Origin of the sequence: Bacillus sp. AR2-1 (assembly GCF_008368755.1) — a bacterium.
Lineage (GTDB): Bacteria > Bacillota > Bacilli > Bacillales > Bacillaceae_G > Bacillus_A > Bacillus_A wiedmannii.
This window is the reverse complement of the sequence record NZ_QORY01000019.1, coordinates 32462-48876: the sequence shown is the minus strand read 5'-3', so window position 1 is coordinate 48876 and position 16415 is coordinate 32462. Positions and strand designations below refer to the sequence as shown.

14 protein-coding genes are annotated in these 16415 nt (G+C 35.9%); 6 read left to right on the top strand and 8 right to left on the bottom strand.

Features of this window, described 5'->3' with window-relative positions:
• Window positions 1–128 precede the first annotated feature (128 nt).
• The 6 genes from DT250_RS21960 to DT250_RS21935 all read left to right on the top strand — a co-directional run bounded on the left by DT250_RS21960 (window position 129) and on the right by DT250_RS21935 (window position 8698).
• Window positions 129–824 carry a response regulator transcription factor gene (locus tag DT250_RS21960; protein WP_149213703.1) on the top strand — a complete coding sequence of 232 codons (696 nt, stop codon included), beginning with the start codon at window positions 129–131 and terminating at the stop codon, window positions 822–824.
• Between the two features lie 2 nt (window positions 825–826).
• Window positions 827–1849, top strand: a complete 1023-nt coding sequence (locus DT250_RS21955) for a sensor histidine kinase (RefSeq protein WP_000765337.1) — start codon at window positions 827–829, stop codon at window positions 1847–1849.
• A 94-nt stretch (window positions 1850–1943) separates the two neighbouring features.
• Window positions 1944–3914, top strand: a complete 1971-nt coding sequence (locus DT250_RS21950) for an FtsX-like permease family protein (RefSeq protein WP_088609432.1) — start codon at window positions 1944–1946, stop codon at window positions 3912–3914.
• A 79-nt stretch (window positions 3915–3993) separates the two neighbouring features.
• Complete coding sequence (locus DT250_RS21945; protein WP_088064671.1) at window positions 3994–5949, top strand: ABC transporter permease; 1956 nt, start codon at window positions 3994–3996, stop codon at window positions 5947–5949.
• 20 nt (window positions 5950–5969) lie between these two features.
• Complete coding sequence (locus DT250_RS21940) at window positions 5970–6722, top strand: ABC transporter ATP-binding protein (protein ID WP_071757563.1); 753 nt, start codon at window positions 5970–5972, stop codon at window positions 6720–6722.
• The gene (locus tag DT250_RS21935) at window positions 6719–8698 is read left to right on the top strand and encodes an FtsX-like permease family protein (RefSeq protein ID WP_149213702.1); all 1980 of its coding nucleotides are present in this window, start codon (window positions 6719–6721) and stop codon (window positions 8696–8698) included. The genes DT250_RS21940 and DT250_RS21935 overlap by 4 nt, the downstream gene beginning before the upstream one ends.
• 50 nt (window positions 8699–8748) lie before the next feature.
• Here DT250_RS21935 and DT250_RS21930 read toward each other — a convergent pair whose 3' ends face one another.
• The 8 genes from DT250_RS21930 to DT250_RS21895 all read right to left on the bottom strand — a co-directional run bounded on the left by DT250_RS21930 (window position 8749) and on the right by DT250_RS21895 (window position 16360).
• On the bottom strand, window positions 8749–8946 hold the full coding sequence (locus DT250_RS21930) for a YjcZ family sporulation protein (RefSeq protein WP_001290402.1): 198 nt from the start codon (window positions 8944–8946) through the stop codon (window positions 8749–8751).
• 168 nt (window positions 8947–9114) lie between these two features.
• The gene (gene gntP, locus DT250_RS21925) at window positions 9115–10440 is read right to left on the bottom strand and encodes a gluconate permease GntP (protein ID WP_088064673.1); all 1326 of its coding nucleotides are present in this window, start codon (window positions 10438–10440) and stop codon (window positions 9115–9117) included.
• A 110-nt stretch (window positions 10441–10550) separates the two neighbouring features.
• Entirely contained in the window at window positions 10551–11276 is a 726-nt protein-coding gene (locus DT250_RS21920) for a GntR family transcriptional regulator (protein ID WP_000539264.1), read from the bottom strand.
• Entirely contained in the window at window positions 11276–12292 is a 1017-nt protein-coding gene (locus tag DT250_RS21915; protein WP_088064674.1) for a sugar kinase, read from the bottom strand. Before DT250_RS21915 ends, DT250_RS21920 begins: the two co-directional genes overlap by 1 nt.
• On the bottom strand, window positions 12285–13040 hold the full coding sequence (gene dagF, locus DT250_RS21910) for a 2-dehydro-3-deoxy-phosphogluconate aldolase (protein ID WP_098133829.1): 756 nt from the start codon (window positions 13038–13040) through the stop codon (window positions 12285–12287). Before dagF ends, DT250_RS21915 begins: the two co-directional genes overlap by 8 nt.
• 1 nt (window position 13041) lies before the next feature.
• Window positions 13042–14145: a DgaE family pyridoxal phosphate-dependent ammonia lyase gene (locus tag DT250_RS21905; RefSeq protein WP_098133830.1), complete on the bottom strand. Its 1104-nt coding sequence runs from the start codon at window positions 14143–14145 to the stop codon at window positions 13042–13044.
• Window positions 14123–15223: an amidohydrolase/deacetylase family metallohydrolase gene (locus DT250_RS21900; protein WP_097889139.1), complete on the bottom strand. Its 1101-nt coding sequence runs from the start codon at window positions 15221–15223 to the stop codon at window positions 14123–14125. Before DT250_RS21900 ends, DT250_RS21905 begins: the two co-directional genes overlap by 23 nt.
• Before the next feature lie 276 nt (window positions 15224–15499).
• Window positions 15500–16360 (bottom strand): M15 family metallopeptidase, encoded by an 861-nt coding sequence (locus DT250_RS21895; protein WP_088609429.1) that lies wholly within the window; start codon window positions 16358–16360, stop codon window positions 15500–15502.
• Between the last annotated feature and the right edge of the window lie 55 nt (window positions 16361–16415).

Here is a 16415-nt window from a genome sequence, read left to right as displayed (position 1 = left end):
CATAAGCCCTTTTTACTTTTCACACTTTTGACCTATACTGTTTATTAGCCTACATTTCAACATAATGAAAAGACTTGAAACACATGATACACTATAGCTACAATTGTTTTTTTAGGAGGAGTATACATATGTATAAAATTTTAATCGTTGAAGACGATCCAAATATTTCATCATTACTACAATCTCACATTCAAAAATATGGCTATGAAGCTGTTGTTGCAGAGAATTTCGATGATATTATGGAATCGTTTAATGCAGTGAAACCACATCTTGTTTTACTTGATGTAAACTTACCGAAATTCGATGGATTCTACTGGTGCCGTCAAATTCGTCATGAATCTACTTGTCCAATTATTTTCATTTCAGCGCGTGCTGGCGAGATGGAACAAATTATGGCGATTGAAAGCGGTGCGGATGATTATATTACAAAACCGTTCCACTATGACGTTGTAATGGCGAAAATTAAAGGTCAATTACGCCGTATTTACGGTGATTATGCGCCAAATATTTCTGAACGTATCGTTGAAGTAAAAGGTTTAAAACTATTCCCAGAACGCCCAGAAATCCATTTCGGTGCTGAGCAAGTTCTTTTAACGAAGAAAGAGGCAATTTTAGCAGAAATGTTATTATCTAAATTCCCTCGTACAGCGAGCCGTGAAGATTTATTAGCTGCCCTATGGGATGACGAAAGCTTCGTTGAGGAAAATACATTAAACGTAAACATTACGCGTCTTCGTAAAAAGTTCAATGAGCTTGGTATTGAAAATGCTATTGAAACAGTACGTGGACTTGGGTATCGTTTTAACGCAACTTGGAGTGAATAAGCATGAAGCTATTTTTACGTGATCATTTTGCATTTTTTCTACTATATGTATTAAACTTCGGCATCATTTTCGTTCTGTATGATGCAGTAGATGGATTTCAAAATAATAAATTTTACTTCGTCGTTTTAAGTTTATATTTATTCATTTGTTTCCTCGCTTATCGTTACGTCCGCAATCGTAGAATGTACCATAGATTAAGTGAGCAACCAGAGAAAATGGAAGATGCGTTTATTGAAAGAGCAACTGCTCCGATGCCTCACGGTGTAAATGAACTCGTGCGCACACAGTACCGTCTCTTCCAAAAGGAACTACAGTCGTATGAAGTAAAACAACAAGAACATCAATTATTCATTAACCACTGGGTGCATCAAATGAAGACACCTGTGTCTGTTATGCAACTTATGGTACTCGAAATGGAAGATGAACATTTGATTCCGAAATTCAAAAAAGAATTAGAACGATTAAATCAAGGACTCGATATGGCTTTATATATGGCAAGGTTAAATAACTTCCATGAAGATTTCCACGTTGAGACGATTTCATTAAAAGATGCGGTAACAAAAAATATTAACGGATTAAAAGAACTATTCATTCGAAATGGGGTCTTCCCTGTTTTAGAAGTTCATTCCGATTTAAAAGTTGCTTCTGATGCGAAATGGCTAAAGTTCATCATTTATCAGTTAATGACAAATGCAGTTCGTTACTCTGGTGAGCGCGGGAAGAAAGTTTTCTTATCTGCTTATCGAAACGGAAAAGATATTATTTTAGAAGTTCGCGATGAAGGTGTTGGTATTCCGCAAGAAGATATTCGAAGAGTATTTGAACCGTTTTACACTGGGAAAAACGGTCGCGCATTCGGAGAATCTACTGGTATGGGACTTTATATTGTAAGTAAAATTTGTGATTATTTAGGTCACTCTGTCAAACTAGATTCTGAAGTTGGTAAAGGAACGACGATTAAAATCATCTTCCACAACGCTGCAAATAATCAAGCAGAACATACAGAGAAGGTGACCGAAGCATGATCGGAACATATGCTAGCAAAATGTATGAGAACTTACTCTCATACATTTTTTGCAATAAAACTACATATTTACCTTCTAACGGGAGGTACATATTATGACATTTTGGCAGTTTGCCTTTAAAAATGTAACGCGTAATTCCAGAGCTTATTTTGCTTATTTCTTAAGCAGTTCCTTTTCAATTGCTGTTTTCTTTTCGTTTGCTGTTTATTTGTTTCATCCGAAATTACAAAATCCCACTATGATCTCTGAAATTTCAGGATTAATGATTTTTTCAGAAGTTGTTATTGTCTTGTTCTCGTTCTTTTTTCTACTCTATTCAATTGGATCGTTTTTAAAAGTTCGTAAAAAGCAATTTGGTATTTTAACTATTTTAGGTATATCAAAAAAACAATTACATCGACTCGTTTTCACTGAAAATATGTTAATTGGTATTTTATCTATCTTTTTCGGTATGCAGTTTGGATTTGTATTTTCACAATTTTTCTTATTAGTGACAGCGAAAATTACACATCTACCAGGGATATATTTATATCCACCTACGAATGCTTTCATTTTAACAACGATTGTATTTCTTGGTCTCTTTATCGCTGTATCTTCATTTACACCCATGCTAATTCGTACGAAAAAGACGGTAAACCTTTTAAAAACTAATGGTGGGAAACAAAAGGAAAGAAAACCATCCATATTCATTTCTCTATTTGGTGCTATCTGTTTATTAGGTGGTTATATTTTAGCTGCAAACCCTAAATATTTCTTCTCAATAAACACGCAAGTAGGCGTTATCTATATGGTTTCAAGTGTTTTTGTGATTCCAGCACTTGTTACAATTGGGACATATTTTTTCTTTTCTCAAATTAGTTTCTTACTTATTTATATTTTAAAGAAAAGAAGAAATTTTTATATGAAACGAATTAACATGCTTTGGATTTCGGATTTAGCAAGTCGTATTCGAACGAATATCAATATGCTTTTTATTGTAGCGATGCTTTCTACAATTGCTTTCACAATGATTACGTTCCTATATGGATTCGGAAAGTTTACAAAGCTAGATGTTGCGAGAACTTCACCTTTTCCATTTTCTTATTTTTCATATGACGCAAATCCTTTTGTTAACGAGCATTTAACTTGGCTTGAAAAGCAGTTACAAAAGGAAGATTTCTCTTATAAAAAACTAAAAGCTGATTTATATGAAACACCACTGAAAGAAGATGAAGGTATAACGACTTACAATGACATCTATGCAATGAAACAAAGTGACTATAACAAACTTGCAGCTTCCCTGCGAATGAAACAACTATTCATGAGCGATAACGAAGCATATGTCTTAACAGGTAGCGCTTATTTCACCTTATTCAGCCAATTTGAGCCAAGCTACAATAGAAAATCCATTACACTTTCTAGCACAAATACGACATTACAAGTAAAAGGATATGAACAAGTAGGGGCCATTCCCTCTGACTTTTCATATCAAACTTTAATTTTACCTGACGCTGTTGTAAACAACTTACCAAATACAACAAAGCATGTAGCAGCGTACAATTATAACGTACAAAACTGGGAAAAGACGTATGAAATCGCTGATGATTTTATGAAAAAAATACAAAGAGATCGACAGGAATTCCAATACGAAGGACCCCTTATACGCTCCTATGAATCAGCAGGCTCATTATATAGAATTACATCAGGAAGTGCCGCATACTTCCTAATCGGGACATTCTTAGGTGTCATTTTCTTTATTGGAGCAGGTAGCGTTCTTTACTTTAGACTGTATACTGATTTAACGAATGAACAAGAAAAATATGTAGCAATTTCAAAAATTGGTGTAACAGATGTAGAGATGAAAATATCTGCAACCATTCAACTTAGCATTTTATTTTTCGTTCCGTACGTTATGGCGTCCATTCATACAATGTTCGCAACAAAAATGCTCCAAGACGTAATTGATTTATCACTATTCAAAGAAATTTCAGCTGTTCTTATTATTTTTGGAGTCGTTGAAGTCATCTTTTTCTTATTTATTCGTTCCTTTTACATGCAAAAGTTATCAGAGTATACGAATGGTTAAGTTTTATAAATATATTAGTACAGGAAAAGGGTATCTCTTATATCCTTTTCTTCTTCACTCTATTAGGAGGTTCAGGTGAATGACATTTTGGCAGTTTGCATTCAAAAACGTAAACCGGAACGCCAGAGCTTATTTCGCCTATTTTGTAAGTAGTGCATTTTCCATTGCAATTTTTTTCTCGTTTGCGGTTTATTTATTTCATCCTAAATTGCATATGACAGGCGTGAATGCTGCTCTGAACATATTAATGACAATTTCAGAAATTGTCATTGTATTCTTTTCATTTTTCTTTTTACTATATTCAATCGGTACTTTCTTAAAAGTACGAAAAAAGCAATTTGGGATTTTAACAGTACTTGGCATATCTCAAAAACAATTAAAGAGACTCGTATTTCTAGAAAACATGCTAATTGGTGTTCTTTCCATCTTTTTCGGCATTCAACTTGGACTTGTCTTCTCGCAGTTCTTTTTATTAGTTACCGCCAAAATTACACATGTTCCTGGTTTATATTTATATTGGCCAACAGCTGCCATTATTTTAACTATGATCATTTTTCTAGGACTCTTCATTCTCGTCTCATCGTTTACGCCGATGCTCATTCGGACGAGAAAGGCTGTACGTCTTTTAAAAGAAGGAACAAAACAAAAAGAAAGAAAAGCATCCGTGCTCATCTCTCTATTTGGTGCGACATGTTTAATATCTGGATACGTACTAGCAGCAAATCCGCTATATTTCATGTCGCTCGGCGAAGTAGTTGGGCTTTTGTACGCCGCCACCAGTATATTTCTCATTCCGTCACTTGTTGCAGCTGGAACATACTTTTTCTTTTCACAAATTAGTTTTTTACTCATTCGTATATTAAAAACGCGAAGAACATTTTATATGAAGCGAATTAATATGCTTTGGATTTCTGATTTAGCAGCGCGCATTCGGACAAACATTAACATGCTCTTTATTGTAGCGATGCTATCAACACTTGCTTTTACTATGATTACATTCTTATATGGTTTTGGTAAATTTATGAAGTTCGATACAGTAAGAGAAAATCCTTTTCCTTTTACATATTTATCACATACTGAAAATACGTTAGCGGATGAACATTTAAATTGGTTAAAACAAAAGTTTAACGAAGAGCAATTTACTTATAAACAATTTAAAACGGATATATATGAAGTATCTTCAGCGGAAGGAAATTCTCAGCTCTATTATGCAATTAAACAAAGTGACTATAATGTACTTGCTAAGGCTTTAAATTGGGAAACGCTCACGGTAAATAAGAATGAATCTTATATTCTTATGAAAGACTTAGATGATCAGGTTATTGGAACGCTTCATAATAAAGACAAGAAAAATACTCTTACACTTACTCAAAACAATTTACAACTACAAGTGAAAGAATATAAAAGTTATAACCCATTCCCAAATCGCTTAATATACCAATTGCTCATACTATCTGATGAAAATGTAGAGGCGTTATCATCCGTTTCAAAACAGATGAGTGTATATAGCTTTAAAGTTAAGGACTGGGAAAAAGCTAATAACATCGGCTCTTTATTCATAGAAAAAGTGAATACAGACGGGAACAACATTCAAGCAGAGCACCCGCCTTTCCATGCAAGTGAAGCGAGCGATTCTCTATACACAACAAAACAAAATGTCGCTTCGTTCTTCTTAATTGGGACTTTCTTAGGTGTTATTTTCTTTATTGGTGCTGGCAGTGTTCTTTACTTCAGAATGTATACAGATTTAACAAATGAGCAAGAAAAGTATGTAACGATTACAAAAATCGGTTTAACAGAAGCTGAGATGAAACGATCTGCTACAATTCAACTTGCAATTCTTTTCTTTGTTCCATACATTATGGCATCGATTCATACGATGTTTGCGACAAAGATGCTACAAGAAGTATTACATCTCTCGTTCTTCGCTGAGATTACAGTCGTACTTATGATTTTTGGAACGGTTGAAATTTTATTTTTCCTTTTAATTCGTTCCTTCTATATGCAAAAATTATCACAACACATTAAGTTTTAACGGATAGAAAGGTGATTACTATGGAAGAAGTTTTACACATAAAAAACGTCTCAAAAGTGTATGAAGGAAAAGTCCCTCATACTGCTTTAAAAAATATAAATTTACATGTAGATAAAGGTGAATTTGTCGCTATCATGGGACCATCTGGTAGTGGTAAATCTACATTTTTAAACGTTATCTCTACAATTGATTCCCCTACTTCTGGTGATGTCGTGATTAACGGAAAAAAACCGCACACATTTCGTAGAGAGAAGTTAGCTATTTTCCGCCGCCAAGAGTTAGGATTTGTTTTCCAAAACTTTAACCTACTAGATACACTAACAATCGGTGAAAATATCGTACTACCTTTAACATTAGATAATGTTCCATTAAAAGAAATGGACGAAAAGCTTAATAACATTTCCAAAAAGCTTGGCATTGATCATATTTTAGACAAACGTATTTTTGAAGTTTCTGGGGGACAAGCACAACGTACCGCAGTAGCACGTGCTGTTATTCATCATCCGTCACTTCTACTTGCCGATGAGCCAACGGGAAATTTAGATTCAAAAGCGGCAATTGACGTGATGGAACTATTTACGAAATTGAATAAAGAAGAAGATGCAACAATTTTAATGGTTACGCACGATCCATTCGCAGCAAGTTACTGTAACCGCGTCATTTTTATTAAAGATGGCGAGCTTTACAACGAACTACATCGCGGGCTATATCGCGAAAAGTTTTATCAAGAAATATTAGATGTTTTAGCATTATTAGGAGGAAGACGTGGATGACATTTTGGCAATTTGCATTTAAAAATGTCTCGCGTAATTCTAAAGCATATTTCGCTTATTTTGTAAGTAGTGCTTTTTCTATCATGGTTTTCTTTTCATTTACTGTATACGCGTATCACCCGCGCTTCCAAAATGTACAAAGCTTTCAAGAACGTGATCCTCTAATGAACTTAGCTAGTACAGCACAGCTTGTTATCGTTATGTTCTCGTTCTTCTTTCTCTTATATTCAATTGGAACATTTTTAAATGTACGGAAGCAGCAATTCGGGATACTCACGATTCTCGGTATCTCACAGAAACAATTAAAAAGACTTTTATTTACTGAAAACATGATCATCGGGATATTGTCTATCTTTATCGGCATTCAAGGTGGCCTTGTATTTTCTAACTTTTTCTTATTAGTCACTTCGAAATTAACAAATGCGAAAGGTCTCTATTTATATTGGCCAACAGAAGCGATAATCGTGACAACCGTAACGTTTATCATTTTATTTTTAATCGTTTCTACGTTTACACCGATGTTTATTCGTACGCGTAAAACAGTCCATCTTATTAAAGGGAACAAGAAAGTGACAGCCGAAAAAAGGCCGTCTATACTCATTTCAATATTTGCTTTAACTTGTTTAGGGTTATGTTATTATATTGCTGGTTATCCACAAGGCTACGTAACCGAAAAAAATGTGCAAAACGGATCTGTCTTCTTTATTATATTATCTATTTTGCCACTCGTAGTAATCGGAACATATTTTTTCTTTTCACAAACATTTCTTCTTTTTATCTATATTTTAAAGAAGCGTAGAAAGTTTTATTTGAAACAAATAAACATGTTATGGATTTCAGATTTAGTTGCTCGTACCCGTAGTAATATTAATGTACTCTTTATCGTTTCTATGCTATCTGCGCTTGCATTTACGATTATTATCGGACTATTTGCTGCGAATAATAATACAAAAGCGTCGATACTAGAGCGATATCCTATTCCCTTCACATACAAATTAGAAGGGGATCATTCCCTTGAACGAAAGCACGTTAATACTATTGAATCCGAACTTTCCAATGCTCATTTTCAATATAAAAAATATAAATTTACGCTTTTAAAAGATACTGCTTCAAAAGAAGAGATTGCAATTATGAAAATGAGTGATTATAACGAAATTGCTAAACAGTTAAAGAGACCTACAATCACCCTTGATTCAAAAGAAGTTTACATTATTTCTGGCTATTCACCAGAGCTATTAAACCTTGTATCAAATCCATTTGTAAAACAAAATACAATTACGCTTGAATCCAATAAAAAGGAGTTTTATATAAAGGAATTTATTAACAAAGGAATAGCACCACCATTTGCATTAGCAAATTTAGTTATTATGCAAGATTATGCAATCGATACTATGATTCCTCATATTGAAACCATTACAGTTTATAACTACTTCGTGGATAATTGGGAAAATGCAATTATTCCAACAAAAAATATATTAAAAAGTATTAGTAATGACACCGAAAAATATTATGAGGCACATAAAGACGATAAGCATGCATCTCCCGTTCCTTTTAATATTTATACAGCTACTGATGAGTTACTCCATAATAAAGAAAATGCAGTTGCTCAATTCTTTATTTGGGCATTTCTTGGCTTTATCTTCTTTATCGGTGCGGCTAGCGTTTTATACTTCCGTATGTATAACGACTTAACGAATGAAAAACAAAAATACATTACGATTACAAAACTAGGCTTAACTGAATCAGAAATGTTTCGCTCTGCAACGATTCAGTTAGGAATTTTATTTTTCGTTCCTTATATCGTTGCTGGTGTTCACACATTATTTGCGGTTAAGTTTTTACAAAGCATGTTTTCTTTCTCATTACTAAAAGAGTTATTAATTATACTCACCTTTTTCGGGATTATCGAGATCATTTTCTTCTTCTTAATCCGTTCTCTGTACATTAATAAATTATCACAGCATATAAAAATATGAATAAAATAGCCTTGTGCAGTATGCACAAGGCTATTTTCAATAGTTTTTAATTAGCAGCAATATCCACCATAGCCGCCGCCATAACCGCCGTAACCACCATAACCACAACCGCCTCCGCCTCCGCCGAAGCAGCTAGCACCGATGATAATTAATAAAATAAACAATACGATTAGAAGCGCAAAACCGCCTCCGCAACCATGGTGTCTGCGGTTACAATCATCATGTCTGTGTTCACACTTTTCGCTCATTACTCTATTCCTCCTTTAGTATCATTCATAACAAGTTCACCTTGCTCTAAATGAGGGGATTCCATTTATAGTATGTTTTCAGGGCGAATAGGAAGCTTGGCTTACCTAAAAACGGGCTTGTTTTTGGAAATGGGCTTCATCAAAAAAAGATACCAATTAAGGTATCTTCTAAATAAAAGTATTTAATAAAAGCGCAAAACCAAATGCAATAAATGATAACAATGTCTCAAGTACCGTCCACGTTTTAAACGTTTCCTTCACCGTTAATCCTAAATACTCTTTTACAAGCCAAAACCCTGCATCATTTACGTGAGAAAACATTAATGATCCTGCACCTGTTGCTATAACGAGCAATTCTAAATTTACACCTGACATGTGCTGAATAACTGGTGAAACAATCCCTGCTGCTGTCGTTAATGCTACTGTCGCTGAACCTGTTGCAATTCGAATTAATCCAGCTACCATGAAAGCTAACACAATTGGTGATAACGATATATGTTCTGCCATTTGGGCAATCGCTGTTCCAACGCCGCTTTCAATTAATATTTGTTTAAATCCACCGCCTGCACCAATAATTAAAATAATGGAACCGACCGGTAATAAACTTTCATCCATTAATTTTTTAATCACCTTTTTATTAATTCCTTGCCTTATTCCAAGTAAATAAAATGCTGCAAAACATGAAATAAGTAAAGCAATTACTGGACTTCCTATAAATACAAAAAATTCAGTTATCTTTTTCGGTAATGAAATATATGGTGCAACTACTGATAAAATCATCAATACAACTGGTAATAAAATAATAAAAAATGAAACTTTACGACTTGGTAAATCTGTTGATACAGTCGTAACTCGAACAAGCTCTGGTTCATTTTCAGGTATAACCCTTTTATGTACCCACTTTGCAAATATCGGTCCTGCGATAATGGCTGCTGGTAACGCGATAAGTAATGAATATAAAAGTACCTTTCCTAAGTTCGCGTTATAAATACCGATTGCTGTCATCGCCCCTGGATGTGGTGGTACAAGCCCGTGCACAATAGATAATCCAGCAATAACAGGTAACGCAATTAATAATATATTTTGCTTCGTCGTTTTTCGAATAGAAATAACAAGTGGTAATAAAATGACGATCCCCACTTCAAAAAATACCGGAATCCCTATAACAAATCCTGCAAATAACATAGCCCAAGGTAGTTTCTTTACACCGAAAAATCGAATAAAGAAGTCTGCCACTTGCATGCCGGCCCCTGAATCGGACATCATTTTTCCTAAAATTGTTCCGAGAGCTAAAATACCAACTAGATGCCCTAGTACACTACCGACACCAGTTTCATAGGCAGTCACTATTTTCGTCAAATTCAATCCAGACATGATAGCTAAAAATAAACTTGCAACTGTTAAACTAATAAATGCATGCCATTTCCACCATGATACCCCTAAAATAACAATCGCGATTGCAAGTAACGTGACGATTAATAAGTATATATCCATCTCTCATTCCCCTTACTTTTATCCCGTATTTGCAGGCAATAAGCACCTAATTGGTGCGGGATGAATCTAATGAAACACTTTATAAAAAAAGAGGGCGAATCCCCTCTTTTTTATACGTCATAATTCACTACATAATGCTGCATTTCTGTGTTGTAGTAGCCTTCGCTATATTCAATTACTTCTCCAACTTCATCGTAAGAATAGCGCATACGTTTTAATAGCGCTGTCCCCTCTTTTTCACCTAACGCTTCGGCAACGAAACTAGGCGCAAGCCCAACAGCGAATTCATCTCTGAAGTTTTCTAAATGTATACCTCGGTCTTCCACTAAATCGTAAAGCGATTGCAAGTCAAAGTCCGATAAATCTGTACTTGCCATGTGTGCTGAGAAATAGTGCGTATAATGAATGTACGGTGCATCATTTAACGTATATAAACGTTCAATGCGAAAACTTTCCTTACCGAATAATCGAAATGGCACCGTTCCTTCTTCATTATGAACGATTTCTGCTTTGAGCAATTTCTTCTGTACTTTATATCCTTCTTCCACTAACACTTCTGTAAATTTCTTACCCTTTGACAACTTTGTCGCAGAAGTATTACGGATAACTTTCGTTCCTTTACCGCTTTTCTTTTCTAAATATCCTTCTTGAGCAAGTTCTTTAATCGCATTACGCACTGTAATTTTGCTCACTTTGAACTCTTCTTCTAACTGCGGTTCGGAAGGAATATTCGTATGAATCGCATATACACCATGCAATATTCGATCACGAATAATATTTTTTATTTGTAAATATAATGGTCCTTTTTTCCTCGTTACGTTCACCGTTACACCCACTACCTTTCTACATCACCTACTGATGCCGTCATTGCCCGAAGTATATCCTTCTCTGATGACATTGGCGTATCACCGACGATTGTATGTGCAAGCATTCCAGCTGCTGACGCAAATGAAACAGCTTTCTCTGGTGCAAACTCTTCTATCTCGCCATGAATAATCCCGCTCGTATAAGCATCTCCAGCACCTATTCTATCATATACAGAAAACGTAAGTGTTTTTGCAAAAGTGAACGCACCATCTTTACATATAAACCCGCGAAGCGAGTGTGTATTATCGCTATTAATAGAGCGATGTGTACCAGCAATTGTAGCGATATGATATGTTTCAGCAACCTTTGGAATAAGATCAACAAGTTGCGCCTCTCGCTCCGTCTCCTCGGTTTTCATTCCCAGAACGAACATTGCATCTTTTTCGTTCATCATAACGATATCAGCAAGAGCCAGCATTTCTTCATAATGTGGTTTCGCCTGCTTATACCCGTCTTCTCCCCAAAGAGATGGACGATAGTTGCAATCAAAGACGACAGTTCCTCCGTTTTCTTTCACTGCTTTCGCTAAAGATTTCATATGATGGCGCACCGTATCATTCATCGCAAGTGTAATCCCGCAAAAATGAACGATATCAATTTCCTTTGCGATTTCTTCAAATTGATACATGTCTTCACATGCCGTATTGAAACTACTTTCTAATCGATTTGAATAAGTAACGCGGCTTGCACGTGCGCCAAATCCATTTTCTAAAAAGTACATGCCGACATATTTACCGCCTCTTGAAATAAACGGCGTCCGAATGCCTAACTTTTGAATATGTGATACCGCAGCATCCCCTACAGAATTTTCCGGTAAAGTTGAAATAAGAAAGCCTTCATGCCCGAGATGAGAAAGTGCCGCTGCAACGTTCACACCTGTACCAGAAAAGGAGTAATTTAATGCGTTAGCTTGCGACAATAACTCATATCCTGGTACTTGCAGGCGCATCATTACTTCGCCGAATGCTGCAATTTTCTTACGCATATTGATCAACTAGCTTCTTCACTACCGCTAATAACTCACGCACATCTTCTGTTTTCGTATTACCAGTTTCTTTATCAATAATAGAAGAGTACACGTGCGGGATAACTTGCTCTACATTTGCCTCTAATGCGATACGTAAAATTGTTTCAAAGTTTTCTTTATCAATTCCGCCTGTTGGCTCTAATGCAAAGCCTTCTTCCGCACATGCTTTCGCAACTGCGCGATATTCTTCTTCATGAGCTAAACCTTTCATTGGGAAGTACTTCAATGAATTTCCGCCCATGTCACGTACAAGTGCGATCGCTGTTTTAATTGGAACGATTGCTTTTTCTTCTCCAGCTGCACTAATTGGACCAGTAGAAATGTTTACGTACCCTACTTTTCCTGTTGGTGATACTAAACTATTAATCCAGCTATCTTTTCCGCCAAGATTTGCACGTGTCGCTCCAACTGAAGGGAACACTTGGTTAATATGGCTACCAGGATAATGCTTCGCAATTTCAGCTACAACTGCTGCTTGGCGATTATCTCCTGCTCCTAGTCCGATTGATACAGCGTCATCAATTTCTTTTCCGTATGCTTTCATCGCTTTAACTGCCTCTGCTACTGTTGGATAGTCTTTTGATAACACTCCAACAACTACATAACCTTCTGCTGCCTCAAAAATGTCTTTCGCATTTTCGATATTGTTCGCTAATACATTTAATGCTACGCGGCCTTTATAAAAACGTTTTTGAATGTTTGTCATTTTAGTTTCCCCCTACAATTTCTCTCATTTTTTCTTCAATCACATGTATGTCATCACCTTGAAGTGGACGTGGATCAATATCAAAGAATCCTTGTCTTACTCCGTAATCACGTGTATAAATGGCAATTTCCCCTTCGCGTAATGCTGTTACGACGTCTTTTGCTGATTTATTTAACTCGTTCTCGTTAATGTGAATACGTGCTCTAAAGATTGCTCTTCCTGCTTCATCTTGAACGATCGTTACATTTACACCGTTTAATTCCTTTAGCGGCATAAGTACTTGCAATAACTCTTTTTCTTGTTCACTTTTATCTTCTTTTACTCCGTACTCATCAAGCGCTTGAAGTAAACCGAAAGTTGTTTCTTTCCCAACTTTCATACTTCTTCCGATGCAATGTAATTGCACTTTCAGCCACTCAATATATTTTCGTTTACCGCCAACAATACCAGAAGTAGGTCCTTCAATTGCCTTTGAACCGCTATAAATAGCAAGGTCTGCATACTTCACATATTTTTGAATATCTTCTTCAGCTGCCGCATCGACGATAAGTGGTACGTTATTTCTTTGCGCAACTTCCCATGCTTCTTCAACAGAAATCATATTTTTTTGCACAGCATGATGAGATTTCACATATAGAATCGCTGCTGTATTTTCACCAATCGCATCTTCAATATGCTCTGCTTTCCCTTCATTTGCGTAGCCAACTTCTACAAGTTTACCGCCGCCTAAATAAATCATCGTTTCGACTGGAGCACCGTATTGAACGTTATGCCCTTTTAACATAATCACTTCGTTTTTCGCGATGACCTCTTGATGAAGTCTTTCACTTTTACGGCGATTTCCTTCTGTCACGATACCAGCGATAGAAAGCGCAATTCCGCTCGATGCTGAATTCACAACGACCGCTGCCTCTGAATCTAGAATTCTCGCAATATGGTCTCCTGCTTTATCTACTAAATCTGCAATTTCCACATAATTTTGTCCACCATGTTTCATCGCATCCATAACTGTATTTGTCGGAGCGGATACACCTAAAATACTCATTCTACCGCTCGCATTAATTACTCTTTTTAATCCGTACTTAGCATTCAATGAATGACCCATTGATTACAACCCCTTTCGTATCAATTCTTCTTTCAGCAATGCGCTGATCCCCTTCTGAATCAATTAACGTAATCGGTTCATCTTTCACCGTAAATAAAGTTAAATTTGCAATATCGCCTTCTTGAATACGGCCAAGCTCTGGTTTTTTCAGCCACTCTGCCGCATTTTTCGTAACCGCATCAATTACTTCTTCTAGCGGATACCCTAAGTAAAGGAATTTCGAAAGAACGTGAGCCATACTATACACTGGGCCGTGTATACGATTCTTCCGGTAAATATCTGTACTAATTGTATTAAAGGCAATACCGTGACGCTTCGCCGCTTCTGCTACTTTAAAAGAAAAACTAGCATTACCGTGACCAACATCTAAATGAACACCGCGCTTCACTGCATCTAGTAACACAGGTAGCGGTTTGCCTTCTTCATCAAATAAATTATTTTCTTTCCCGTTTAAGTAATGTGTAATGACATCATCTTTTTCTAAAAGAGGTACAACTTCCTCAATGCGAGGAGGCGCTGAACCGATATGTACCATAATCGGTAATGATGTTTCACGAGATAAAGAGCGTGCAACATGAAGCGGTTCAATTCCACTATCACAAACGACACTTTTACTCATTCTCGCCTTTAACCCAACGATTACATCTTTATACTTTTCTACTGCTTCTATTACTTTCTCTTTATCTATCCATCCCATGTTGGATAATTCATCAATTCGTTTCAAACCGATGCGAGAAATATTTAAAAAGGCAAATAAATTCGTTTTCGCCTGCTCTCTACTTTTTACTAAATCTGCAATACGATCAGCTCCGCAGCTACCCGCATCAACAATTGTCGTTACCCCTTGCTTAACGCCAATTTCATCCACCTCATCGCCATACGGATTAAACTCTGGAAAAGCATGAACGTGTAAATCAATCCAGCCACTCGATACGTAAGTACCTGAGTAATCAAGAACCTTTCCACCCTCGCCAGCACCAGCTTTCGTCACCTGTGCGATTTTATTATTTTCAATTACAATGTCAATCTCTTCCCCGTTCACACGTTTCACATTACGTAGTACGAATCGTTCTGTCATTGTACTTCCACCCTTTTCTATAAGAAGCCATAAGAATACGCTTACATTAAAATTTCATTTTATATGTCTTTTACACGTTTAGCGTAACACAAAAAAAAGAAGAAGTAAATATAACGTTATAATGTTTAAAAGTAAATAAAAAGATGCTACTCAAAATGCTAATAGTACAGGAAATTATATCAACGATTCGACAAGGAATATCGATTTACCGACAAAAAACGTCGATCCCTTTCTTATATAAGAAAAGGCTGCTCCAAAACGGAACAACCTCTTTTTCTATTCCTGCACCGTCACAATAACCCCATCCATATTATTCCCCGAAATTTCATACTGCTTATTCGCTGGAACATTCACGTTCCTGTTCCCAGACACTTTATAATAAGAAACCGTATATTTCTTCCCCTCTACATTCGTTGAAATTTCTTTTTTCTCTTTTAAAAAGTCTAAGTATTCCTCCAATGTAATTTTCTCTTTTTGCATAATCGCACTATGGGGTAAGCCAACATAACGTATGTGCCACGGCTCATATTGAATGCCTGTAATATGACTTTTATTTTTTGGATAACGTAAAACAAAGCCGTGCTTCCATACATTATCCGCAATCCATTTTCCTTCAGGCGCTTTCTCCATTTTCTTTTGCGTAGATCCAATGTCGAGTGATAATCCTAAATTATGTTCACTATATCCTGCTGGAAGTGCATAGTCAGATCCCATTTCTTTATACAATTTACTTTGCTCTTTAAAATCTCGATACCCGCTACTCATTAAGAAATGCTGTACTCCATCTTTTCCAGCTGCATCGACAACGTTCAAAAAATTTTTCACAACACCCTTTGATAAGCGAAGATTTCTATCAAATATGACGTAACCTCTTACTAATTCACTATTGTGATTTACATTTATAATGTCAGACCTAATACTATCTTTTTTAACTGGGTAATCTTTATTAACTAATAATAGATCCCCTTTATAAATTTCTTCTTTTGTAATCTCTATCTTTTCCGTATTCGCAGCTCTTACCGTATTATCTTTGTCAGCAATTTTAACATCGATCTCTTTTTGAAATAACGGTGATATATAAAAACCTACACAGATTGTACATGCTATAAATAGAGAAATAAATACCCACTTTTTCATTTCTAGTTCCTCCTTAACGTAACTTACGTATAGAATAGAAAAAACTATTAAAATA